The 23,814-nt window shown below is 71.6% G+C and carries 18 protein-coding genes and 1 pseudogene; 5 read left to right on the top strand and 14 right to left on the bottom strand.

Annotated features, from left to right (window positions below; translation table 11 throughout):
• Nucleotides 1-28 precede the first annotated feature (28 nt).
• On the top strand, nucleotides 29-1,918 hold the full coding sequence (locus EDD90_RS17580; protein WP_123973924.1) for a ricin-type beta-trefoil lectin domain protein: 1,890 nt from the start codon (nucleotides 29-31) through the stop codon (nucleotides 1,916-1,918).
• Nucleotides 1,919-2,011: 93 nt separating this feature from the next.
• Here the strand turns inward: EDD90_RS17580 and cimA are convergent, their stop codons facing one another.
• From cimA to ureA, 6 genes are all read right to left on the bottom strand, one after another.
• On the bottom strand, nucleotides 2,012-3,622 hold the full coding sequence (gene cimA / locus EDD90_RS17585; RefSeq protein ID WP_123973925.1) for a citramalate synthase: 1,611 nt from the start codon (nucleotides 3,620-3,622) through the stop codon (nucleotides 2,012-2,014).
• Nucleotides 3,623-3,927: 305 nt separating this feature from the next.
• The gene (locus tag EDD90_RS17590) at nucleotides 3,928-5,037 is read right to left on the bottom strand and encodes a WD40 repeat domain-containing protein (RefSeq protein ID WP_123973926.1); all 1,110 of its coding nucleotides are present in this window, start codon (nucleotides 5,035-5,037) and stop codon (nucleotides 3,928-3,930) included.
• Between the two features lie 108 nt (nucleotides 5,038-5,145).
• The gene (locus tag EDD90_RS17595; protein WP_123973927.1) at nucleotides 5,146-5,745 is read right to left on the bottom strand and encodes a TetR/AcrR family transcriptional regulator; all 600 of its coding nucleotides are present in this window, start codon (nucleotides 5,743-5,745) and stop codon (nucleotides 5,146-5,148) included.
• Between the two features lie 18 nt (nucleotides 5,746-5,763).
• Nucleotides 5,764-6,804, bottom strand: a complete 1,041-nt coding sequence (locus EDD90_RS17600) for an agmatine/peptidylarginine deiminase (protein WP_123973928.1) — start codon at nucleotides 6,802-6,804, stop codon at nucleotides 5,764-5,766.
• A 27-nt stretch (nucleotides 6,805-6,831) separates the two neighbouring features.
• Nucleotides 6,832-8,544: an urease subunit alpha gene (locus tag EDD90_RS17605; RefSeq protein WP_123973929.1), complete on the bottom strand. Its 1,713-nt coding sequence runs from the start codon at nucleotides 8,542-8,544 to the stop codon at nucleotides 6,832-6,834.
• Complete coding sequence (gene ureA / locus EDD90_RS17610) at nucleotides 8,541-9,242, bottom strand: urease subunit gamma (RefSeq protein ID WP_123973930.1); 702 nt, start codon at nucleotides 9,240-9,242, stop codon at nucleotides 8,541-8,543. Before ureA ends, EDD90_RS17605 begins: the two co-directional genes overlap by 4 nt.
• Before the next feature lie 169 nt (nucleotides 9,243-9,411).
• On the opposite strand from ureA, the pseudogene EDD90_RS17615 reads away from it, so the two are divergent.
• Nucleotides 9,412-10,867 (top strand): annotated as a pseudogene (locus tag EDD90_RS17615) (cytosine permease).
• Nucleotides 10,868-11,413: 546 nt separating this feature from the next.
• On the opposite strand, the gene EDD90_RS17620 reads toward EDD90_RS17615, so the two are convergent.
• Together EDD90_RS17620 and EDD90_RS17625 are read right to left on the bottom strand one after the other, a co-directional pair.
• A complete protein-coding gene (locus EDD90_RS17620; RefSeq protein ID WP_123973931.1) occupies nucleotides 11,414-12,502 on the bottom strand; it encodes a branched-chain amino acid aminotransferase in 1,089 nt (362 codons plus the stop codon).
• 262 nt (nucleotides 12,503-12,764) lie between these two features.
• Nucleotides 12,765-13,808: a 3-isopropylmalate dehydrogenase gene (locus EDD90_RS17625; protein WP_123973932.1), complete on the bottom strand. Its 1,044-nt coding sequence runs from the start codon at nucleotides 13,806-13,808 to the stop codon at nucleotides 12,765-12,767.
• A gap of 131 nt (nucleotides 13,809-13,939) precedes the next feature.
• Between EDD90_RS17625 and EDD90_RS17630 the strand changes: the two genes are divergently transcribed.
• On the top strand, nucleotides 13,940-15,502 hold the full coding sequence (locus tag EDD90_RS17630; RefSeq protein ID WP_123973933.1) for a metallophosphoesterase family protein: 1,563 nt from the start codon (nucleotides 13,940-13,942) through the stop codon (nucleotides 15,500-15,502).
• Nucleotides 15,503-15,580: 78 nt separating this feature from the next.
• On the opposite strand, the gene EDD90_RS57375 is transcribed toward EDD90_RS17630, so the two are convergent.
• The 3 genes from EDD90_RS57375 to EDD90_RS17645 form a co-directional block, all read right to left on the bottom strand.
• A complete protein-coding gene (locus tag EDD90_RS57375; protein WP_089098576.1) occupies nucleotides 15,581-15,712 on the bottom strand; it encodes a hypothetical protein in 132 nt (43 codons plus the stop codon).
• A 284-nt stretch (nucleotides 15,713-15,996) separates the two neighbouring features.
• The gene (locus EDD90_RS17640) at nucleotides 15,997-16,536 is read right to left on the bottom strand and encodes a GNAT family N-acetyltransferase (RefSeq protein WP_123973934.1); all 540 of its coding nucleotides are present in this window, start codon (nucleotides 16,534-16,536) and stop codon (nucleotides 15,997-15,999) included.
• A gap of 20 nt (nucleotides 16,537-16,556) precedes the next feature.
• A complete protein-coding gene (locus EDD90_RS17645) occupies nucleotides 16,557-17,252 on the bottom strand; it encodes an SDR family NAD(P)-dependent oxidoreductase (RefSeq protein ID WP_123973935.1) in 696 nt (231 codons plus the stop codon).
• 88 nt (nucleotides 17,253-17,340) lie between these two features.
• On the opposite strand from EDD90_RS17645, the gene EDD90_RS17650 reads away from it, so the two are divergent.
• The gene (locus EDD90_RS17650) at nucleotides 17,341-18,204 is read left to right on the top strand and encodes a helix-turn-helix transcriptional regulator (RefSeq protein ID WP_123973936.1); all 864 of its coding nucleotides are present in this window, start codon (nucleotides 17,341-17,343) and stop codon (nucleotides 18,202-18,204) included.
• Nucleotides 18,205-18,290: 86 nt separating this feature from the next.
• On the opposite strand, the gene pruA is transcribed toward EDD90_RS17650, so the two are convergent.
• Together pruA and EDD90_RS17660 are read right to left on the bottom strand one after the other, a co-directional pair.
• Nucleotides 18,291-19,922 carry an L-glutamate gamma-semialdehyde dehydrogenase gene (gene pruA / locus EDD90_RS17655; RefSeq protein ID WP_123973937.1) on the bottom strand — a complete coding sequence of 544 codons (1,632 nt, stop codon included), beginning with the start codon at nucleotides 19,920-19,922 and terminating at the stop codon, nucleotides 18,291-18,293.
• A gap of 59 nt (nucleotides 19,923-19,981) precedes the next feature.
• On the bottom strand, nucleotides 19,982-20,908 hold the full coding sequence (locus EDD90_RS17660) for a proline dehydrogenase family protein (RefSeq protein ID WP_123973938.1): 927 nt from the start codon (nucleotides 20,906-20,908) through the stop codon (nucleotides 19,982-19,984).
• 142 nt (nucleotides 20,909-21,050) lie between these two features.
• Between EDD90_RS17660 and EDD90_RS17665 the strand changes: the two genes are divergently transcribed.
• Complete coding sequence (locus EDD90_RS17665; RefSeq protein WP_185149128.1) at nucleotides 21,051-22,346, top strand: CdaR family transcriptional regulator; 1,296 nt, start codon at nucleotides 21,051-21,053, stop codon at nucleotides 22,344-22,346.
• Nucleotides 22,347-22,376: 30 nt separating this feature from the next.
• Here EDD90_RS17665 and EDD90_RS17670 read toward each other — a convergent pair whose 3' ends face one another.
• On the bottom strand, nucleotides 22,377-23,792 hold the full coding sequence (locus EDD90_RS17670) for a PLP-dependent aminotransferase family protein (RefSeq protein ID WP_123973940.1): 1,416 nt from the start codon (nucleotides 23,790-23,792) through the stop codon (nucleotides 22,377-22,379).
• Between the last annotated feature and the right edge of the window lie 22 nt (nucleotides 23,793-23,814).

The raw sequence follows: 23,814 nt of genomic DNA on the forward strand, positions 1-23,814 counted from the left end.
ACGTCCCGTCAGGAAGGGCGATGTGTCGATGAGAAGCACCCCCCACGTGCCGACGAGAAGAACCCCCCGTACGGTCCGGCTGCTGCTGGCCGGGCTGCTCACCGCGGCCGGTGTCAGCGTGGTCGTACCGCCGGCGCACGCGGCCGGTGAGCAGGTCACCGCGTACCTCACGACCACCGACGACTCCGCCGGACGCCATGTCACGCGCGGGCTCCAGGCGCAGACGCCGTTCGTCTTCTCCGCCGGGACCGGCGGCAGCGGCGAGAACATCACCGTCGACGAGAACACCCGCTACCAGACCTTCACGGGCGGCGGCGCGTCCTTCACCGACACCGCGGCCTGGCTGATGAACGGCAGCGGGGCGCTGTCCGCGGCGACCCGGGACGCGACCATGAGGAAGCTGTTCTCGCCGACGGACGGCATCGGGCTGTCGTTCCTGCGCAATCCGATGGGCGCCTCGGACCTGGCCCGCTACGGGTACACGTACGACGACGTGGCCTCCGGGCAGACCGACCCGAACCTGAACAGCTTCTCCATCGCGCACGACCTCGCGGACGTCGTCCCGCTCACCAAGCAGGCACTCCAGCTGAACCCCTCTCTGACTGTCATGGCCTCGCCATGGACGGCACCGGCGTGGATGAAGGACAGCGGGTCGCTCAGCGGCGGCTGGCTCAAGTCCGAGGACTACGCGGCCTACGCCGCCTACTTCGTGAAGTACCTCCAGGCGTACAAGAACCAGGGCGTCAACGTCTCGTACGTGACCCCGCAGAACGAGCCCACCTGCTGCTCCGGGTACCCGTCGATGAGCTGGAACGCCTCGGGCCTGCAGTACTTCCTCAAGAACGACCTGCTGCCGCAGCTCCAGTCGGCGGGCCTGTCCACCAAGGTCCTCGCCCACGACTGGAACTGGGACGTCTACGACTCCTACGCGTCCGCGCTCGTGAACGACTCCACGATCCGCAACCACCCGAACTTCGGCGGGATCGCCTGGCACGGCTACGGCGGTGACGTCTCCGAGCAGACCACCGTGCACAACCAGTACCCGACGCTGGACGCCTTCGGCACCGAGCACTCCGGCGGCACCTGGATCTCGAACCAGCAGAACGAGGACATGGCCAACATCGTCGACTACACCCGCAACTGGGCGAAGTCGGTGACCAAGTGGTCGCTGGCCGTGGACCAGAACATGGGTCCGCACAACGGAGGTTGCGGCACCTGCACCGGCCTGATCACCGTGCACAACGGGGACGGTGCGAGCGGGACCGTGGACTACACGGTCGAGTACTACGACATGGGCCACCTGACCAAGTTCGTACGACCCGGCGCACAGCGGATCGCCTCCACCGCGTCCACCGCCGTACCGAACGTCGCCTGGCGCAACCCGGACGGCTCCAAGGCCCTGATCGCCTACAACAGCTCGTCCTCCGCCAAGACGGTCACCATCGACTGGGGCTCCCAGCACGCCACTTACTCGCTCCCCGGCAAGACCTCGGCGACCTTCACCTGGTCCGGCACCCAGTCGGGCGGCGGCAGCCAGACGGGCGCGTTCGTGGGCCTGGCGAGCAAGTGCCTGGACGTGGCGGGCGGTTCGAGCACCAACGGCACCGCCGTCCAGCTCTACGACTGCAACGGCTCCACCGCCCAGCAGTGGACCGTGGGGTCCGACGGGACGGTCCAGGCGCTCGGCAAGTGCCTGGACGTGACGTCGGCGTCGACGGCCGACGGGGCCAAGGTGCAGTTGTACGACTGCAATGGAACCGGCGCTCAGCAGTGGTCGTACAATTCCGCGACCGGTGACGTCGTGAACACGGCGGCGAACAAGTGCCTGGACGTCACGGACAACTCGTCGGCGAACGGGGCCCGGGCGCAGATCTGGACGTGCACGGGGGCGTCCAACCAGAAGTGGCACCTCCAGTAAGGCCCTTGCCCACCCGGCGCCGGTCGAACCGGCGCCGGGTACTCCGTCGGCGTCCGCCGTGGCGGAAACGGGCAGCCGGCCTCCTGCTCCCGGCTACTCCGCCGGCTCGACCCCGGCCCGCAGCAGGCCGTACGTGTACGCGTCCTCCAGGGCCTGCCAGGACGCCGCGATGACGTTCTCGGCGACGCCGACCGTGGACCATTCGCCGGTGCCGTCGGTCGTCGAGATCAGCACGCGGGTCGTGGACTCCGTGCCGTGCTTGCCCTCCAGGATGCGGACCTTGTAGTCGACCAGGTCGAACTTGGCGAGCTGCGGGTAGATCTTCTCCAGGGCGACACGCAGGGCGCGGTCGAGCGCGTTGACCGGGCCGTTGCCCTCGGCCGTGGCGACGATCCGCTCGCTCTTGGCCCAGAGCTTGACCGTGGCCTCGTTGGCGTGGGTGCCGTCGGGGCGGTCCTCGACGATGGCCCGCCAGGACTCGACGCGGAAGTAGGAGCGGGGCTTGCCCTCGACCTCGGCGCGCAGGAGGAGTTCGAAGGAGGCGTCGGCCGCTTCGTAGGTGTATCCCCGGAGCTCGCGTTCCTTGACGCGCTCCACCACCCGGCCGACCACCTCGCGGTCGTCGCCGAGGTCGACGCCGAGTTCCTTGCCCTTGAGCTCCACCGAGGCCCGGCCGGCCATGTCGGAGACCAGCATGCGCATGGTGTTGCCGACGAGGGCGGGGTCGGTGTGCTGGTAGAGGTCGGGGTCGACCTTGATCGCGGAGGCGTGCAGGCCGGCCTTGTGGGCGAAGGCCGAGACACCCACGTAGGGCTGGTGCGTCGACGGCGTCAGGTTGACGACCTCGGCGATGGCGTGGGAGATGCGGGTCATCTCGCGGAGGCGCCCGTCCGGCAGCACCTTCTTGCCGTACTTCAGCTCCAGCGCGGCGACCACCGGGAACAGGTTGGCGTTGCCGACGCGCTCGCCGTAGCCGTTGGCCGTGCACTGGACGTGGGTCGCGCCCGCGTCGACGGCGGCGAGGGTGTTGGCGACCGCGCAGCCCGTGTCGTCCTGGGCGTGGATGCCGAGCCTGGCGCCCGTGTCCGCGAGGACGGTCGAGACCACGGCCTGGACCTGGGCCGGCAGCATGCCGCCGTTGGTGTCGCAGAGGATGACGACGTCGGCGCCGGCCTCGGAGGCGGCGCGGACGACCGCCTTCGCGTACTCGGGGTTGGCCCGGTAGCCGTCGAAGAAGTGCTCGCAGTCGACGAAGACCCGGCGGCCCTGGTCCTTCAGGAAGGACACCGTGTCGCGGACCATCTCCAGGTTCTCGTCGAGGGTGGTGCGCAGCGCCAGCTCGACATGCCGGTCGTGGGACTTGGCGACCAGGGTGATCACCGGGGCGCCGGACTCCAGCAGCGCCTTGACCTGCGGGTCGTCCGCCGCCTTGGCGTTCGCCCGGCGGGTGGCGCCGAAGGCGACCAGCTGGGCGTGCCTGAAGTCGATCTCCTGCTGGGCGCGGGCGAAGAACTCGGTGTCCCGGGGGTTGGCGCCCGGCCAGCCGCCCTCGATGAAGCCCACGCCGAAGTCGTCCAGGTGCCGGGCGATGGCCAGCTTGTCCGCGACGGTGAGGTTGATGCCCTCGCGCTGCGCGCCGTCGCGCAGCGTGGTGTCGAAGACGTGGAACGAGTCGTCCAGCTCGTTGGTTTCCGTCTCGGTCATGGTCTCAAGGCTCCTGATGTCGAATCTCGGTCGTACCGGAATGACCGGCTCCACCGTCCCTCCATGGTCCCTCGCGCCTGCCTCCCGGCTGAAGGTGGGCCGGAAAACGAAAAAACCCCTCGCGGGTGCGAGAGGTCTGCGCGCGGGTCGAGGACGACGATGGCCACCCGTACCTGGTCGTACGTGGTGGTCACTGCGGACCGGCGCGCCTGCTGCCAATAATCATGGCGAACGAGAGCACGGAGGCAGTTTGGCACAAATCCGCCCCCGGCTCACTCACCGTCTCAGGATGCGGTCGTCTCGGCTCAGGGGCGCAGGAAGCGGACGAAGACGTCGTTCACCCCGTTGGTGTCGTCCGGTACCAGGTCGGAAGCGCCGGAGAGGAACTCGACCTCGCGGCCGTCGCGGGAGACCGCGCCGGTCACGGCCAGGGCGCCGGAGGCCACGGGGCGGCTGCGGCCGGTATGGACGTCGAGGAGCGACAGGGCCTGGGTGTCGTCGTCGCTGAGCAGGACGTGCCGTGCACCGCCGTCGGCGGCGACGGCTCGGGCGCCGTCGGGGCCGAGCTTGCGGACGTGCCCGGTGCGCAGGTCGACCAGGCGGACGCTCACCACATCGTCCGGGTAGGACCGGCAGTCGAGGACCACGCGTCGGCCGTCGGCGGAGAGCCCGGCGAGGGAGGAGCCGCCGTACGCGTCGGTGTCCGCGCGGAGCGTCTCGCCCGTGTCGAGGTTCCTGACCCAGACCTGGCCTACCCGGTCGAAGCCGCCGGGCACGAGCAGACCGTAGGCGACGGTACGGCCGTCGGCGCTGAGCTGTACGTCGGTCAGCTGGCCCGCGATCGGCGGCGAAAGGACCTGCGTGTCGGCGCCGGTGACCAGGTCGCGGACGTAGAGCACGCTCTCGTACGCGGGCGGGGTGCGGTTGCCGAGGGTGTAGGCCACGTACCGCCCGTCGGCGCTGACCGCCTGCGCGGTGCCCAGTTCGTAGCTGTCCGGCGGATCGGCGGGCCACAACAGCTGAGTGGTGCCGGTGCGACGGTCGTACACGTACGGCTTGGTGAAGCGGTTGCCGGAGGAGTACGCGACGGTGCGGGCGTCGGCGCTGGTGAGGATGTTGGCCGTGTAGTAGTACGTGCCGGGTATCCGGATCAGTTCCCCGGTGCGCAGGTCCTTCAGGTACCCGCAGTGGAACCCGCTCGCCTGGCAGCCCGGCGCCGGGTCCGTGGCGAGGAAGGCGGCGTACCGGCCGTCGCCGCTGATCGGGCCGCCGTAGACGTAGGCGCTGAACTGGCTGCCGTCGGTGCCCGTGTCCACACGTACGACGCGGGCGCCCGGTGCGGCGGTCGCCGTCGGTACTGCGGCGGTCAGGGCGAGCGCGGCGCCGAGCGCAGCGCCGTACAGCAGTCGTCTCATGACGTTGTCCCCCCGTCGCCCCGGCCCTGCGCCGAGGGCTGGACAGGATGCAACCGCACCACGAAACCCGGGTCAATCGCACTTATTCCGTACAACCCGGCCGGATGGTCACGCGTCCGCGAGAAGATCCGCTTCCAGGAACTCCCGTACATGGCCGAGAACCCGGGTCCGGTCCGTGCCGCGCAGCCCGATCGCCACATGGATGGAGAAGCCGTCGAGCAGGGCACGGAGACGGGCGGCGAAGCGGTCGGGGTCGACGGGCCGGAACTCGCCCCGCGAGATGCCCTCGGCGACGAGGGCCACGAGGTCGCGGTGCCAGGCGCCCTCGATCGCGGCCTGCCGGTCACGCGCCGTCTCGTCCGCGTTCTGCGAGCGGTTCCAGACCTCCAGCCAGAGGGTCCAGTGCGGGTCGCGGTGCCCCTCGGGGACGTACAGGTCGACATACGCCTCGAGGCGCTCGCGGGCACTGCCGCGGCGGGTGAGCAGCCGGCCGCGCTCACCGCCCAGCCGGCCCTCGCTCCACTCCAGGGTCTGGAGCAGCAGCTCGTCCTTGGAGTGGAAGTAGTAGAGGAGATGGCCGCTGCTCATACCGACCTCGCGGCCGAGGGCGGCCATGGTGAGCTTCTCCAGACCGCGGTCGGCGATCATGGCCATGGCGGCGGCGAGCACGTCCTCGCGGGGCGGGGCGTTCCTGCGCGCACCGGCCATCTTCGGCTCCTAGCTCCTCTAGCCCCTCGGCTGCTGTTGCGTGATGCAGTGGATACCGCCACCGCCCGCGAAGATCGTACGGGCGTCCACCAGTGTCACCGTCCGCTCGGGGAACAGCCGGCGGAAGATCCCGGCGGCGGTCTCGTCGCGCGGGTCGTCGAAGCCGCAGAGCACGACCCCGCCGTTGCAGAGGTAGTGGTTGATGTAGGAGTAGTCGGCCCAGTGTCCGTCGGCCTCCAGGACGGTGGGGGCGGGGACCTCGACGACCTCCAGGGCGCGGCCGTGTGCGTCGGTCTGGGACCGCAGCAGGCCGATGACCTCCTTGGTCACCTCGTGGTCGGGGTGCGCCGGGTCGGGCTGGTGGTGGGCGACGACCACGCCCGGGCGGGCGAAAGCGGCGACGATGTCGACATGGCCGAGGGTGCCGAAGCCGTGCGGCGGGTAGTCGCCGGTGAGGCCGCGGGGCAGCCAGATCGCCTTGCGGGTGCCGAGCATGCCGTGGATCTCCGCCTCGACCTCCTCTCGGGTCCAGCCGGGATTGCGCTCGGGGCCCAGCTGCACGGTCTCCGTCAGCAGGACGGTCCCCTCGCCGTCGACATGGATGGCCCCGCCCTCGTTCACCAGCTTCGAGGCGTACGTCTTCGCGCCCGCGAGGTCCGAGACCTCCGCGGCGATCTTGGCGTCGTGCTCCCAGCGGGCCCAGTGCTGGGCGCCCCAGCCGTTGAACGTCCAGTCCACGGCGGCAAGTCCGCCCTTGCCGTCGGTCAGGAACGTGGGGCCGATGTCCCGCATCCAGGCGTCGTCGAGCTCCCGCTCGACGGTGTCGACACCCGGGCCGAGCAGCGCCTGCGCGGCCGCCGACTGGCCGGGGTCGCACACGACGGTCACCGGTTCGAAGCGGAGGACCGCGCGGGCGACCTGGGCCCAGGCCACCCGGGAGCGGGCGAGGTCGTCCGGGTCGTCGAAGGTGGGGTTGGGGCCCGGCCACGCCATCCAGGTGCGCTCGTGCGGGGTCCACTCGGCGGGCATCCGGAAGCCGTCGGCGGCGGGAGTGCTCATGTGGGGGTCCTTCACAGGCTGTGTCGTTCAGAGGAAGTACAGGCGGTTGAGGGGGACGGAGTCGGCGGGCTCCGAGCGGAGCGGCTCCCCGTCGAGGGTGACCAGTCCGGTGCGCTGGTCGACGTCGACCGCCCCGGTACGGGAGTTGAGCCGCAGGTCGGCGGGGCCGATGCCACGGGTGCCGCGGACGGCGACCCGGCGGCGCCGAGTGGGCATCGTGTCGTTGCCCTGGTCGAGGGCGGCCTGCGCGACGAACGCCACCGAGATGTCGGCGGGGGTCGCCCCGTGCGCCCCGAACTGCGGTCCCAGGACGAGGGGTTCGCAGGTGTCGGTGGCCGCGTTCGGGTCGCCGGTCACGCCGTACGCCGGGAAGCCGGACTTGAGGACGAGCTGCGGCTTGGCCCCGAAGTACTCGGGCGACCACAGCACGATGTCCGCGAGCTTGCCGACCTCGATCGAGCCGACCTCGTGCGCGAGCCCATGGGCGATCGCGGGGTTGATGGTCAGCTTGGCGATGTAGCGCAGCACGCGCTCGTTGTCGTGACCGACGTCCGGGGCGCCCAGCTCGGCCTTCATCTTCCCGGCCATGGCGAAGGTACGGCGGACGGTCTCCCCCGCCCGGCCCATGCCCTGTGCGTCGGACGAGGTGATGCCGATCGCGCCCAGGTCGTGCAGCACGTCCTCGGCGCCCATGGTCCCGGCGCGGATACGGTCACGGGCCATGGCGGCGTCGCCGGGCAGATCGGTCTTCAGGTCGTGGACGGAGACGATCATCCCGTAGTGCTCGGCGACCGCGTCCCGGCCGAAGGGCAGGGTGGGGTTGGTGGAGGAGCCGATGACGTTGGGGACGCCGGCCATCTTCAGGACGTTCGGCACGTGTCCGCCGCCGCAGCCCTCGATGTGGAAGGCGTGGATGGTCCGGCCTTCGAGGACCCGGAGGGTGTCCTCCACCGACAGGCACTCGTTCAGCCCGTCGCTGTGCAGGGCGACCTGGACGTCGTGTTCCTCGGCGACCCGCAACGCCGTGTCCAGGGCCCGGGTATGGGCGCCCATGTCCTCGTGCACCTTGAAACCGCTGGCCCCGCCCTCGGCGAGGGCCTCGATCAGCGGGGCCCGGTGCGAGGACGAACCCCGGCCCAGGAAGCCGATGTTGACCGGCCAGGCGTCGAAGGCGCCGAAGGCGTGCTTCAGCGCCCAGGGCGAGTTGACGCCCACGCCCCACACCGGCCCGAACTCCTGCCCGATGACGGTGGTCACGCCGGAGGCCAGCGAGGCCTCCATGATGCGCGGCGACAGCAGGTGCACATGGGTGTCGACGGCCCCGGCGGTGGCGATGAGCCCCTCGCCGGACACGATCGAGGTGCCGGTGCCGACGACGACGTCCACCCCGTCGAGGGTGTCGGGGTTCCCGGCCCGCCCGATGCCGCAGATCCGCCCCTCGCGGATCCCGATGGACACCTTGCGGATCCCCAGCACGGCGTCGATCACGACCACGTTGCTGATGACGACGTCACACGTCTCCCGGACGGCGGCCGCCTTCAGGTGCAGTCCGTCGCGGGCGGTCTTGCCGAAGCCGGCGAGGAACTCGTCGCCGTAGCGCTGGGAGTCGGACTCGACACGGATCACGAGCCCCGAGTCGCCGAGGCGGACGCGGTCGCCGGCGCGGGGGCCGTGGGTGGCCGCGTACTCGTGCGGGGTGAGGCGGCGGGCCTCGGCCGGGTGGCCTCCGGGACGGCTCATCGCCCGGCCTCCTCGTCGTCGCGGATTCCCAGGTACCCGCAGGCGGCCGCCCTGCGCAGCGCCTCCTCGCGGGCGCCGGGCGCGTCCAGCGGCCCGTCGACGAGTCCGGCGAAGCCGATCGCGACCCGGGCGCCGCCGATCGGCACCAGACCGACCTCCAGCGACTCCCCCGGCCCGAACCGCACGGAGGAACCGGCGGGTACGGCCAGCCGCATGCCGTAGGCCTCGGCGCGGTGGAAGTCGAGGCGCGGGTTGGCCTCGAAGAAGTGGAAGTGCGAGGCGACGGAGACGGGGACGGTCGCGGTGTTGGTGACGGTCAGCCGTACGACCGCCTCCGGGTCGGTGTGCTCGGGCCCCGGGAGCAGGGCGCCCGGAGCCGGTCCGTCCAGCCCCCCGCCGCCGATCGGGTCGGTGACGACCGCGAGCCGTGAGCCGTCGTCGAAGACGGCCTCGACATGCACCTCGGTGACGATGTCGGCGACGCCCGGCAGCACGTCTGCCGGGCCGAGGACGGAGCGGGCCGCCTCGACGGCCTCGGCGAGCCGTCTGCCGTCGCGGGCGGCCTCGCAGACGGTGTCCGCGATCAGCGCGGTGGCCTCCGGCACGTTGAGCCTGAGGCCCCGTGCACGGCGGGCGCGGGCCAGCTCGGCGGCTCCGAAGAGCAGCAGCCGGTCACGTTCCGTGGGGGTCAGTCGCACGTTCCGGCACCTCCTTCGCTTCCTCTTGGCTTCCTCGACTTAGAACATCACTCTAAACGGTGGACTGCGGGAAGGGAACCATTGACACAGCTCCCCTGGTCGCCCACATTGAACGTCGCTCTAACTCTCTCAACCGCATGTCCCAGATGGCCGTCGAAGGAGACCAGCCATGCCGATAGAACAGCGCGGAGTCGACACCATCCCGGACGGGGAACGCACCAGCGGGCCGAAGGACCTGGTGTCGATCCTGCTCGGGTCCAACCTCTGCCTCGGCGTGATCATCTTCGGCTGGCTGCCGCCGTCCTTCGGGCTCGGCTGGTGGTCGTCGGTGAGCGCGATCGTGGCGGGCACGGTGATCGGCGCGGTCTTCACGGCACCGCTCGCGCTGGTCTCCCTGCGCACCGCCACGAACCTGTCCACGTCCTCCGGCGCGCAGTTCGGGGTGCGCGGCCGGCTGGTCGGCTCGGTGGTGGGCCTGCTGCTGGCCCTCGGCTACACCGCGCTGACCGTGTGGATCGGCGGCGATGTGATGGTGGGCGTGCTGGGGCGGCTGTTCGGACTGCCGGCGGGCGGGGTGGCGTACGCCGTGGTCTACACGGTGCTCGCGGCGGCGACGGTGGCGGGCGCGGTCTACGGCTACCGGGTGCTGCTGGCCATGTCCAAGGTGCTCGCCGTCGGTATGACGGCCCTCCTGATCCTCGGGATCTTCGCCTACGCCCCGCACTTCACCACCTCCGCGCTGCCGGGCGGGCGGCTATCTGCTGGGCGGCTACTGGCCGACGTGGTGCCTGGCCGCGGTGGCGGCGGGCCTGTCGGGCCCGGTCGCCTTCATCACACTCCTCGGCGACTACACCCGCTACATCTCCCCCGTCCGCCACTCCTCCCGCCGGGTCCTGCACGGCACCTGGCTGGGCCTGGTCCTGGGCCTCCTGGTCCCGCAGCTGTTCGGCACGTTCACGGCGTACGGTGCGCGGGCGGCGACGGACTACGCGGGCCCGCTGGTGTCGGCCTCGCCCGTCTGGTACCTGGTCCCGCTCCTGCTCTCCGCCTCGGCCGGCTCGGTCGGCAACGCGGGCCTGATGCTGTACTCGATGGGACTCGACCTGGACGCGATCCTGCCCCGCGCGTCCCGGGCCCGTGCCACCTACACCGTCGCGATCGTCGCCACGGCCTGCGTCTTCGTCGGCCACTACGCCTGGAACGCGCAGTCCGCGATGACGTCCTTCGTCCTCCTGCTCACCGCCATCGGCACCCCGTGGGCGGTCATCACCCTCATCGGCTTCGTCCGCTCCCGGGGCGTGTACGACGCGGACGCGCTCCAGGTCTTCAACCGGCGCTCGCGGGGCGGGATCTACTGGTACCGGGCAGGCTGGAACATCCGGGCGACGGCGTCCTGGGCACTGGGCGCCGGGGTCGGTCTGCTGGCGGTCTCCCTGCCGTCGTACCAGGGCCCGCTGCTGTCACTGACGGGCGGGGTGGACTGCAGCTTCCTGCTGTCAGGGGCCGTGGGCGGTGTCGCGTATCTGGCACTCACCGCCCAGCAGACGTCCCGCCCGGTCCCGGACGGGATCGGGGCCGGGACCGGAGCCGGGCAGGAACCGGCTCGCGCCGAGGGAAGACTGTAGCGCCGGGGGAAGGCTGCAGGGCGCCGGCCGCTCGCCTGGTTGACGAGCAGCACGACCAGCGAAGCGAGCCCCTGCCGCGCCGCGTCGCGGGCCACGCACACCTGCTTGATCACCAGAAAGCTGCCGAGCGTGATCCTGATGCGGCGGTTGAGCCACTCGTCCGGCTCGATCCGCTCGGCACGCACCGCCTGCGCCCGGTACACCTCCTCGGTGTACTCCGAGACCAGGAACCCGTCCCGGCTCGCGGTATCCGGATCGGCTGCCTCCAGGCTTCTGGACCGCGCCAGTTCGAGGATCTTCGGAACATGTTCCTGGGTCGCCCGCACGATCGCGGTCCGCTCCGTGGCAGGCACACTCACACACTCCCCCAAGACGACTGCATATGCCGAACCACCGTCAGCAGCCTGCCTTTGACGGTCCGTCGGATGCGAGCGTCACGCATCGCCGAAGCCCCAGCCCCCCGCACTCCGGCTGAGGAGGCGGGGGCCCGGGGCTCGGGACGGCTGAGTGCCGGTGGTTCGGGGCCGACGGGGGCTAGGGCCGGCGTCAGCCGAGCTGGTGCATCCAGCCGTGCTTGTCCTCCGCCGTGCCGCGCTGGATGTCGAGGAGCGCCTCGCGGAGCTTGAGGGTGACCTCGCCGGGCTCGCCGTTCGACTGCCGCCACTCGGCGCCGCTGCGCTTGACCGTGCCGACCGGGGTGATCACGGCCGCGGTGCCGCACGCGAAGACCTCGGTGAGGGTGCCGTTCTCCGAGTCGCGCTGCCACTGCTCGATGGAGACCCGGGCCTCCTCGGACTCGTAGCCGAGGTCGCGGGCGACGGTGAGGAGGGAGTCACGGGTGACGCCCTCCAGGATGGAGCCGGTGAGGGTGGGTGTGACGATCTTGTCGCCGTACACGAAGTACAGGTTCATGCCGCCGAGCTCCTCGACCCACTTGTGCTCGACCGCGTCGAGGTAGCAGACCTGGTCGCAGCCCTGCGCGGCGGCCTCGGCCTGGGCGAGCAGGGAGGCCGCGTAGTTGCCGCCGGTCTTGGCGTCGCCCATGCCGCCGGGGACGGCGCGGACGCGGTCCTCGGAGGCCCAGATGGAGACCGGTCGGACCCCGCCGGGGAAGTAGGCGCCGGCCGGGGAGGCGATGACCAGGAAGAGGTACTCGTTGGCCGGCTTGACGCCCAGGCCGACCTCGGTGGCGATCATGAAGGGGCGCAGGTAGAGGGACTCCTCGCCGCCGTGCGCCGGGACCCAGTCCTTGTCCTGCTGGACCAGGACGTCACAGGCCTCGATGAAGGTCTCCACCGGCAGCTCGGGCATGGCGAGCCGGCGGGCGGAACGCTGGAAGCGCTTGGCGTTCTGGTCGGGGCGGAAGGTGGCCACCGAGCCGTCGGGGCGGCGGTAGGCCTTCAGGCCCTCGAAGATCTCCTGGGCGTAGTGCAGCACGTTGGTGGCCGGGTCCAGGGGGATCGGCGCGTACGGAACGAGCTGGCCGTCGTGCCAGCCGCGGCCCTCGGTCCACTTGATCGTCACCATGTGGTCGGTGAAGTGGCGGCCGAATCCGGGGCTGGCCAGGATCGCCTCGCGCTCGGCGGCGGCGGTCGGGTGCGCGGACGGCTTGAGCTCGATCGTGGGCGTCGTCATGAGTGGTAGTCCTTCACCGGTTGTAGTGATGGGCCGCGCTCACACCCGTACGGTCGGCGTCCGGTCGTAGGACGTCCGAGCATTCCCTCATGCCGCGGCTCTGCGTTCGATTATCGCGCGGGGGCCTGGGTGGAAGGAATCGGGGTGAAAACGGACCCGGGGTCGATGGTGGCACCCGGTGGCAGGCATGGGGAAGCCGCCGGGTGCGTGTGCGACCCGGCGGCTTCGAAAGTCTTCGTGAGGCTTCGAGAAGCTCGGCAGGTCAGCCGGCTACTCGTACGGCGAGCGCGTCGCCGATCTCCGAGGTGGAGCGGGCGGGCTTGCCCTGGCGCTCGGTGAGGTCGGCGGTGACGGCCTCCTCGACGCGGGCGGCCTCGGCCTCGTAGCCGAGGTGGCGCAGCAGCAGGGCGACGGACAGGACCGTGGCCGTGGGGTCGGCCTTGCCCTGGCCGGCGATGTCGGGCGCGGAACCGTGGACCGGCTCGAACATCGAGGGGAACTCGCGGGAGGGGTTGATGTTGCCGCTCGCCGCGACGCCGATGCCGCCGGAGACGGCCGCGGCGAGGTCGGTGATGATGTCGCCGAAGAGGTTGTCGGTGACGATCACGTCGAAGCGACCGGGGTCGGTGACCAGGTAGATGGTCGCCGCGTCGACATGGATGTAGTCCGTGGTGACCTCGGGGAACTCCACGGCCACCTTGTTGAAGATGTTCGTCCACAGGTGCCCGGCGAAGGTCAGCACGTTGTTCTTGTGGACCAGCGTGAGCTTCTTGCGCGGGCGGGCCTGGGCGCGGGCGAAGGCGTCCCGGACGACACGCTCGACACCGAAGGCCGTGTTGACGGAGACCTCGGTGGCGACCTCGTGCTCGGTGCCCTTGCGGATGGTGCCGCCGTTGCCGGTGTACGGGCCCTCGGTCCCCTCGCGGACCACGATGAAGTCGATCTCCGGCTCACCGGCCAGCGGGGTCGCGACACCGGGGAGGAGCTTCGACGGACGCAGGTTGACGTGGTGGTCGAAGGCGAAGCGGAGCTTCAGCAGGAAGCCGCGCTCCAGAACACCGGAGGGGACGCTCGGGTCGCCGATCGCGCCCAGCAGGATCACGTCGTGCTGCTTCAGCGCGTCGAGGTCGGCGTCGGTGAGGGTCTCACCGGTGGCGTGGTAACGCCTGGCGCCGAAGTCGTACTCCTTCGTCTCCAGCTTCACATCCTGCGGGAGGACGGCGGAGAGGACCTTGAGGCCTTCGGCCACGACTTCCTGCCCGATGCCGTCACCGGGGATCACTGCGAGATCGATGCTGCGAGACATGCCCGGCACCCTACCCCTCGTCCCATGGAATGACATGCACTGTCCGCCATATGGACGCGTCGGGGTGTCCCGTCGACTGGCGTTCACCCGTACGTGTAAGGCGTTGGCCTGCGCTGGGCACCATTCCGGGCATGGACCTCCCCGACTTCGGTATCCCGCCGCAGCTCGCCGCCCGGATGAGCATGGCCGAGCAGTACGAGTATCTGCGCACCCGGCTGGTGAACCGCCGCACGCTGGTGACGGCGGGCGCGGTGGCGGGCGGCGCGCTGGTGACCGGTTGCGCGGGGAAGTCCGCGCGTCCGTCGGCGGCGGGTCCGACGCCGGCCACGTCGGCGGTCCACGGTGCGGCCGTCACACCGTTCGGCCGTCATCTCGCCTTCGGCGCCGACCCGAGGACGCGGATGCGGATCTCCTGGCAGGTGCCTGCCGCGGTGCGGAAGCCGTTCGTGCGGATCGGCTCGCGGCCGGACGCCCTGGGCCCGCGGGTCGCCGCGGAGATCCGGCATCTGCATACGCCGGGGGTGCGGGGGGTGCGCCCGGTGGTCGAGCAGTACTACGTCCACGCGGCCCTGGACGACCTCACCCCCGGTACGACGTACTACTACGGCGTCGGCCACGACGGCTGGGACCCGGCCGCCGCCGGCCACCGTGCCTCCATCGCCTCGTTCCGCACCGCGCCCGCAAGTCCGGAGAGGTTCGTGTTCACGGCCTTCGGCGACCAGGGGGTCGGCCAGGCCGGGAAGGCGAGCGACAACGCGCTGCTGAAGCAGAAGCCGGCCTTCCATCTGCACGCGGGCGACATCTGCTACGCGGACGGCAACGGCACCGGGAAGACCTCGGACGGCTACGACGCCCGGGAGTGGGACCGCTTCCTGCAGCAGAACGAGCCGGTGGCCCGCTCGGTCCCGTGGATGGTCACGACCGGCAACCACGACATGGAGGCCTGGTACTCCCCCGACGGCTACGGCGGCCAGTACGCCCGCTTCGCCCTCCCCGACAACGGCTTCGACCCGCACGGGGCGCCGGGCGTGTACGCGTTCACCTACGGCAACGTGGGCTTCGTGGCGCTGGACGCGAACGACGTGTCGTACGAGATCCCCGCCAACTTCGGCTACAGCGGCGGCCGGCAGACGAAATGGCTGGAGAAGAAGCTGAAGGAGCTGCGGGCGGCGAAGGGGGTGGACTTCGTGGTCGTCTTCTTCCACCACTGCGCGTACTCGACGTCCTCGCACGCCTCCGACGGCGGGATCCGGGCGGCCTGGCTGCCGCTGTTCGCCAGGTACCAGGTGGACCTGGTCGTCAACGGGCACAACCACGTCTACGAGCGCACGGACGCGGTGAAGGACGGCCGGGTCGGCCGCGCGGTCCCGGTCGGCGGTTCGACCGACCCGACACGGGACGGCATCGTCCACGTCACGGCGGGGGGTGGCGGGCGGAACCTGTACGCGTTCCCGTCCGGGGTCAAGGACAGCTACGAGGGGCACATCACCCGGCACGACGCGGTGGACAGCTTCCACTGGGTCAAGGGGCAGCACAACGTGGCGGAAACGGTGGAGTGGTCACGGGTGCGGTACACCGGCTACTCCTTCCTCAGGGTCGAGGCGGAGGCGGGTACGAGCCCGAGGCTGAAGGTGTCGGCGCTGACGCAGAGCGGGGCGCGGATCGACCACTTCGAGATACGGCGGGGCGGCTGACCCCGGGGTACGGCGCGGCTGTCCCGGCCGCGCCGTACCCCGTGCGGGTGCGGCTCCCGATCAGAGGACCGGCGCTGCTCAGTGGCCGGTCTCGCCGCCGTTGTCGCGGCGGTCGAGGGCGCGCTGGAGGGCGGCGGCGGCGTTCTTGCGCTCGGACTCGCTCGTGCGGGACACGTGGCGGACTCGGCGGCGGACGGTCGTCTCGGCCATGGGAATCGACTCCTTCGGGCATACGTGGAGTACGGCAGGGGGGTTGCGAGACGCCGGAAGGGGCGGGGAGCGGTGCCGCAGGGGTTGCCTGCACGGGGCCCGGCTCACGACCGCCATTCGCTTGATCGAGCGAGACGTTCGGCTCCTACAAAAGTAAGGGAGCGGCCCGCTTCTGTCTGCACAATTACTCGGACTTCCTACTATCTGAGACGGCGGAGTGGGTCACACGGCTGTGAGCTGGGGCTTTGACGGGTGGGGCGGATGATTCCGAAGGGGCGAACGGGTTACATGACGTCTCCGTCGCGCCAGTCGAAGACGAGTTCGTGGGCGGGGTCGAGGACGTCCCCGGCGAGGCCGGGCCACAGGTACACATCGCCCTCCTCGTCCGCCAGACGCACGATCCCGTCCTTGGGCGACAGCGCGCAGACCCGGCCGGCCCAACGCCGCCAGCCCCGGGCGGTGTAGAGCCGGGCCCCGTCCTCGCTCGCGGACAGCGCGCCGAGGTCGTACGCCCGCCCGGCGATCCCCTCCAGCGCCGCCATCACCTGCCCGCCGAGTCCCCGGCGGCGGGCGTCGGGCCGCACGCCGACGGCCTCGACATAGCCGACGCGCAGCCAGCGGCCCCGGTGCCGGGCCCTGCGCTGCACGACCGAGCCGTGCGCGGCGAGCCCGGCCCCGTCATGGACGAGGGCGTGCATGCCGCCGAGGCCGTGTTCCCAGTCGCTGTCGGCGAAGTCCCCGCCGAACGCCTCGTGGAGGAGGGCGCGGGCGGCACGGAGATCGGCGGGGCCGAGGTCGGCGGTGTGCGCGATGCGGAGCGGCATGGCCCCAGTGTCGTACGGGACTACCAGGCGACGGGGCCGTCCCGGTCGATGAAGCGGCCCGTTCCGGCGCCGGACGGCTCGGTGGCCAGCCGGACGATCGCGTCGGTGCCCTCGGTGACGGTCTGCGGGCCGCTGTGGGCGTTGAGGTCGGTCGCCGTGTAGCCGGGGTCGACGGCGTTGACGCGGATGTCCTTGAAGGCCTTGGCGTACTGGGTGGTGAGCATGACGAGGGCCGCCTTGGAGGAGTTGTAGAGCGGCGCCACGACGGTGGACTCGACGCGGGCCGGGTCGTGGGTGACGGCGACCGACCCCAGTCCGCTGCTGACGTTGACGACGACCGGGTCCGCCGACCTGCGCAGCAGCGGCAGGAACGCGGTGGTGGTGCGGATGACGCCGAAGAGGTTGACGTCGAAGACGGCGAGGGCGTCGGCCGCGGTGAGCTCGTCCGGGTCGACGTGCGGGCCGGAGACGCCGGCGTTGTTGACCAGTACGTCGATCCGGCCCTCGTGGGCGGCGACGTCGGCGGCCGCGGCGGCGACCGAGACGTCGTCGGTGACGTCGATCCGGACGAACCGCGCGCCGAGCGCGTCGGCCGCCGCCGCGCCCTGCTCCGGGTCGCGCGCGCCGACGAGGACGGTGTGGCCGAGTCCGACGAGGCGGCGGGCGGTCTCGCGGCCGAGGCCCTTGTTGGCCCCGGTGATGAAGGTGATGGTCATGCGTCGATCGTCCGCCCGGCGCGGGTCCCCTGCCAGGGACGCCTCGACCGTAGGAACGGCGGTACCAGGATCACCGGATTGGGGCACGATGGAGGGCATGGTGAGGAAAGAGGCGGCCGGTCTGGGCCCGACGATCCGTGCCTGGCGGGAGCGACTGTCGCCGACGGCCGTGGGGGTGCCGGAGACCGGCCGGGCCCGCCGTGCGACGGGACTGCGCCGCGAGGAACTCGCGGAGCTGGCCGGGATGTCGGTGGACTACGTCGTACGTCTGGAGCAGGGCCGGGCCACGACGCCCTCCGGGCAGGTGGTCGCCGCCCTGTCCCGCGCCCTGCGGCTGACCGACGGCGAACGCGAGCACCTCTACCGCATGGCGGGCCTGGTCCCCCCAAACGGCGGTCCGATCCCCGACGAACTCCCGCCGGGTGTGTGCCGCGTACTCAACCGGCTCGGGGACGTCGCGGTCGCCGTGTTCACCGCGCACTGGCAGCTGCTCTGCTGGAACGCCCACTGGGCCGCGCTCGTCGGTGATCCGTCGGCCACACCGCCGGAGCTGCGCAACTTCGCCCGGGAGCGGTTCCCGGTCGGCTCCGACGCCGTGCGCGTGGGCCGCTGGCCGGTGCTGGAGGAGGACCGCGCGCACACCGACCTCACGGTCGTGTCCGACCTGCGCCGGGCCACCGGCCGCTTTCCGCACGACGCCCGCCTGGCCGAGCTGGTCGCGGAACTCGTCGAGGGCAACGCCGAGTTCGCCCGGTTGTGGGCGAGCGGCACGGTGGCCGCGCACCGCGAGGACCACAAGACGGTCCGGCACCCCGAGGCAGGGCCGGTGGAGGTGGACTGCGACGTCCTGACGGACGGCGACTCGGAGTTCAAGATCGTCATTCTCTCGGCCGCACCCGGCAGCGTGGCCGAGGCCAGGCTGCGGACGCTGGTGAGGCCGGCCACGGGATAGCCGAACAGGGCACAGCCGCCCATGGGAACGGGCCGGGAAGCCTGCTCGTGGGTCAGGCTTCCCGGCCCGTGCTCGGGGGCTGAGGGTCAGCCCATGTGCGGGTACGCGTAGTCGGTCGGCGCGACCAGCGTCTCCTTGATCGCACGGGTCAGCGTCCAGCGCAGCAGGTTCTGCGGGGCGCCGGCCTTGTCGTTGGTGCCGGAGGAGCGGCCGCCGCCGAAGGGCTGCTGGCCGACCACGGCGCCGGTCGACTTGTCGTTGATGTAGAAGTTGCCGGCCGCGTAGCGCAGCTTCTCCATCGTGTACGCGGCGGCCGCGCGGTCGTTGGAGATGACCGAACCCGTGAGCGCGTAGTCGGACACCGACTCCATCTGGGTCAGCATCTCGTCGTACCGGTCGTCCTCGTAGACGTGCACGGCGAGGAACGGGCCGAAGTACTCGGTGCGGAAGACCTCGTTCTCCGGGTCGGAGCACTCGACGACGGTCGGGCGGACGAAGTAGCCGACCGAGTCGTCGTAGGAACCGCCCGCGATGATCTCGCACGCCGGGTCGGAGCTCGCGCGATCGATGGCCGCCTTGTTCTTGGCGAACGCGCGGTCGTCGATGACGGCGCCGATGAAGTTCGACAGGTCGGTGACGTCACCCATGGTGAGGTGGTCGACCTCGGCGGCGAACTCCTCACGGAAGCCGGAGTTCCAGATGGAGGCCGGGATGTACGCGCGGGAGGTGGCGGAGCACTTCTGGCCCTGGTACTCGAAGGCACCGCGGGTGAGGGCCGTCTTGAGGACGGCGCGGTCGGCGCTCGGGTGGGCGACCAGGAAGTCCTTGCCGCCGGTCTCGCCGACCAGACGCGGGTAGGAGCGGTACTTCTCGATGTTGTTGCCGACCGTCTTCCACAGGAACTGGAAGGTCTTGGTGGAGCCGGTGAAGTGGATGCCCGCCAGGTCCCGGTGCTCCAGGGCGACCTTGGAGACCTCGATGCCGTCGCCGGTGACGAGGTTGATGACGCCCTTGGGCAGACCGGCCTCCTCCAGCAGCTGCATCAGCAGCACGGCGGCGTGGGTCTGGGTCGGGGACGGCTTCCAGACGACGACGTTGCCCATGAGGGCGGGAGCGGTGGGCAGGTTGCCCGCGATCGCGCTGAAGTTGAACGGCGTGATCGCGTAGACGAAGCCCTCCAGCGGGCGGTGGTCGAGGCGGTTCCAGACGCCCGGGGAGTTGGCCGGGGGCTGCTCGGCCAGGATCTGGCGGGCGTAGTGGACGTTGAACCGCCAGAAGTCGATCAGCTCGCAGGGCGAGTCGATCTCGGCCTGCTGGGCGGTCTTGGACTGGCCGAGCATGGTGGAGGCGGCGATGGTCTCGCGCCAGGGGCCGGAGAGCAGTTCGGCGGCGCGCAGGATGATCGCCGCGCGGTCGTCGAAGGCCATCGCGCGCCAGGCGGGCGCGGCGGCGAGGGCCGCGTCGATCGCGTCCTGGGCGTCCTGCTGGGTGGCGTGGTGCCCGGTGCCGATGACGGCCTTGTGGTTGTGCGGCTGCACGACCTGGAAGGGCTCGCCGCCGCCGAGCCGCTTCGCGCCGCCGATGGTCATCGGCAGCTCGATCGGGTTCTCGGCCAGCTCCTTGAGCTTGGCCTCCAGCCGGGCGCGCTCGGGAGAGCCGGGGGCGTAGCCGTGCACCGGCTCGTTGACGGGGGTGGGGACCTGGGTCACAGCGTCCATGGGTTCCGTAACTCCTTGTACGTGAGCGGGTGTTGAGGCTTGCCGCAGCTTGTCGGGGATCAGCCCTTGCTGACCATCGAGCGGAGGAAGAAGCGCAGGTTCGCCGGCTTCTCCGCGAGCCTCCGCATGAAGTAGCCGTACCAGTCGGTGCCGTAGGCGGTGTAGACCCGCATCCGGTGGCCCTCGGCGGCGAGCCGCAGGTGCTCGTCGCTCCGGATGCCGTACAGCATCTGGAACTCGTACTCGTCGGGCTTGCGCCCGGCGCGCCGGGCGAGTTCCTGGGCGATCGAGATGAGGCGCGGGTCGTGGGACCCGACCATCGGGTACCCCTCGCCGTCCATCAGAGTCCGCAGGATCCGCACATACGCCTTGTCGATCTCGCTCTTCTGCTGGTAGGCGACCTCGGCGGGCTCCTTGTAGGCGCCCTTGACCAGGCGGACCCGGCTGCCGGCGTCGGCGAGGCGGCGGGCGTCGGCCTCGGTGCGGAAGAGGTAGGCCTGGATGACGCAGCCGGTCTGCGGGAAGTCCTTCCGCAGCTCCTCGTGGATGGCGAACATCGAGTCGAGGGTGGTGTGGTCCTCGGCGTCGAGGGTGACGGTCGTACCGATGGCGGCGGCGGCCTCGACGACCGGGCGGACGTTGGCGAGGGCCAGCTCGTGGCCGCCTTCCAGCGCCTGCCCGAACATCGACAGCTTGACGGACATCTCGACGCGCTCGCCGAGGCCCAGCTCGCGCAGCCGGTCGATCAGCGCCAGGTAGGCGTCCCGGGCGGCGGCGGCCTGCTCGGGGGTGGCGATGTCCTCGCCGACGACGTCCATCGTCAGCTCCAGGCCGCGGCCGGTGAGCTGTTCGATGATCGGGACGATGTCGCCGACGGTCTCACCGGGGATGAAGCGGTCGACGACCTGCTTCGTCACCGGGGCCGCCGAGATCAGGCGTCGCATCCGGTCGCTGCGCGACGCGGCGAGAATCACGGGACCCAGCACGGGGCACCTCCACAACACATGCCGTAACGGCCGCGATCCGACGATGTGGATACGGCACGGGGAACCACCGTGAAAGTTAAGGATCCCTCCGATCGTGGGCCATCGACAGCTGTCACGCATCCGTGCCACGGATCTCAGACAGATGTATGAAGGCATCCGTGAATTGCGGGAGAATGCCCGGGTGACGTCGGAATTCAAGGATGACTACCAGGAGCTGGTGGACGAGATCTCGGAGCTCCTCGGCGTCCCGGCGACCCTGGAGAACCGCGACTTCGAGCTGATCGCCTTCGGGGTGTACGACAGTGAGGGCGACCTCGATCCGTCGGCGCTGGACCCGGTCCGCACCCGTTCGATCCTGACCCGGCGCTCCACGGCGGCGGTCCGCACCTGGTTCGAGGGTTTCGGCATCACCCGGGCGACCGGCCCGGTCCGGATCCCGCCGACCCCGGAGGCGGGGGTGTACCGGGGGCGGATCTGCCTGCCGGTACGCCATCGGGGTGTCGTCCTCGGCTACGTCTGGCTCCTGGACAGCGACCCCGGCCCGACGGACGCCCAGCTGGCCGCGGCCATGGGCGTGGCCGGGCGGATCGGCGCGCTGCTCGCGGACGAGGCGCAGGCGGGGGCGGGGCTGGGCCGGGAGCTGCGGGCGGTGCTGGTCGCGGAGAGCGGCTGGCAGCGGGACATGGCGGTGGCCGAGCTGCGGACCGCCCTGGGTGTGCGCGCGGACGCCCCGCACACCCTGGTCTGCGTCGCCCCCTGGCCGTCCGCCGACCCGGACGACGCCCCGTCGCCGCGTACGGTCCCGCACGCCACCGCGCTGTGCACGCTGCCGTGGGGGGCCACCGGCCACAGCCTGGCCGTGCTGGTGCGGCTGCGCAGCACGGACGTGGCCACCCCCGCCCTGACGGCCGCCGCGCGGCTGCTCAAGGAGGCCGAGGAGGCCCGGGCGGCTGCGGCACGCGGGGCCGGAGCGCGGACGGCGGCGGCCGTGGCGGCGGGGTCCGCCGGAGCGGCCGCGGCGGCACAGGGCTGCGCGGCGGGGGTGGGCGAGGCCCGTACCGGGCTGGCGGAGCTGGGCACGGTCTGGCAGGAGGCCGCCGCGGCGACCCGGGCCGCGCTGGCGGAGCCCCGGTTCGGGCCGGTGGCGGAGTGGGCGCGCATCGGTCCGTACCGGCTGCTGACCACGCTGCCGCCGGAGGCGTCCCACGACCCGGCCGTGGCCCCGCTGCTCACCCCGGCCCACCGCGAACTGGCCCGCACCGCCGAGGTCTACCTGGACTGCGCGGGCCAGGCGGGCCGCGCCGCCGCGGCCCTCGGCATCCACCGGCAGACCCTGTACTACCGCCTGTCCCGCGTCGAACAGCTCACCGGCCTCGACCTGGACGACGGCGAGGACCGGCTGCTGCTGCACATGGCACTGAAGGGGGCACGGCTTTAGCAGCCCGTACGGCCGGGTCTCCGCCGCCCGTCACACACCCGGCGGCCGGAGGAGGTCCGCCACGGCCGCGATGCCCTCCGCGATCCGGTGTTCCGTCACGGTGCCGAATCCCAGGACCAGTTGGGGCGGGTGCGCGGCGCCGGAAGCGCGGAACGCGCTCATGCCGTACAGCCCCACCCCGCGGGTACGGGCCTGCGCCACCACGCTCGCCTCGTCGGCGCCGGCCGGCAGATGGGCCACGGCGTGGAAACCCGCCGCCAGGCCCGACAGCCGTACGGCGGGGGCGTGCCGGTCCAGCGCTTGGACGAGGGCGGTGCGACGGGCGGCATAGGTCGCGCGCATACGGCGCAACTGGCGGTCGTAGCGGCCGGATTCGATCAGCCGGGCCAGGGCCAGCTGGTCGAGGGTGGGTGAGCCGCGGTCTGCGATCCGTTTGAGGTCGGTGAGCGGTCCGGTGAGCGGGGGCGGGCAGAGCAGCCAGCCCAGACGCAGGGCGGGGGCGAGGGACTTGCTGACGGTCCCGATGGAGATCACCCGATCGCAGGCCAGCCCCTGCAGTGCGCCCACCGGTTCGCCGTCGTAGCGGAACTCGGCGTCGTAGTCGTCCTCGATGACGTACGCGTCCCGGCGCGCCGCCCAGTCGATCAGGGCGTGCCGGCGCTCGGGCGTCAGCACGACACCCGTCGGCCACTGGTGCGCCGGAGTGACGATCACCGCGCGGGCCCCGGTGGCGTCCAGCGCCCGTACGTCGACCCCGGCCTCGTCGACCGGAACGGGTACCGCCCGCAGGCCCGCCGCCTCCGCGGCCGCCCGCGCGGTGCCGGGGCCGCCCGGGTCCTCGTACGCCACGGCCTCGGCTCCCCGCCGCGCGAGTGCACTCAGGGCGAGGCTCAGCCCCTGGGCGTAGCCGGAGCAGACGACGGTACGGGCGGGGTCGGCGGCGGCGCCGCGGACCCGGCGCAGGTACCCGGCGACGATCTCGTGCAGGGCCGGACTCCCGCGCGGGTCACCGTAGTCGAGGTCCGCGGTGGGCATGCACCGGGCGGCCTCCCTGGTCGCCCAGAGCCAGTCGGCGACCGGGAAGGAGGTGAGGTCCGGGACGCCGTGCCGGAAGTCGGCGACCGGGCGGGGGCCGGTGCCGGGCGGGGCCGGCGCGGGGGCCTCGGGCACCTGAGCGCAGGGGGCGACGCGGGTGGCCGAGCCGACCCGGGTGACGAGATAGCCCTCGGCCTGGAGCTGGGCGTAGCAGTCCTGGACGAGCCCGCGGGACACCCCCAGCAGCCGGGCGAGTTCACGCGAGGACGGCAGCCGCTCGCCGGCCTGGAGCCGGCCCGAGCGGATCGCGTCCCGCAGCTGGCCCTCCAACTGCGCACACAGCCGCACCCCGCTCTCCCGCTCGACGGTCAGGAGGATTCCGGGCGACAGACCGGCCCACTGCACAGGCATGGAATTGGAGCTTAGCCGGGAG

The sequence above is a fragment of the Streptomyces sp. Ag109_O5-1 genome, from assembly GCF_003814875.1.
Taxonomy (GTDB): domain Bacteria; phylum Actinomycetota; class Actinomycetes; order Streptomycetales; family Streptomycetaceae; genus Streptomyces; species Streptomyces sasae.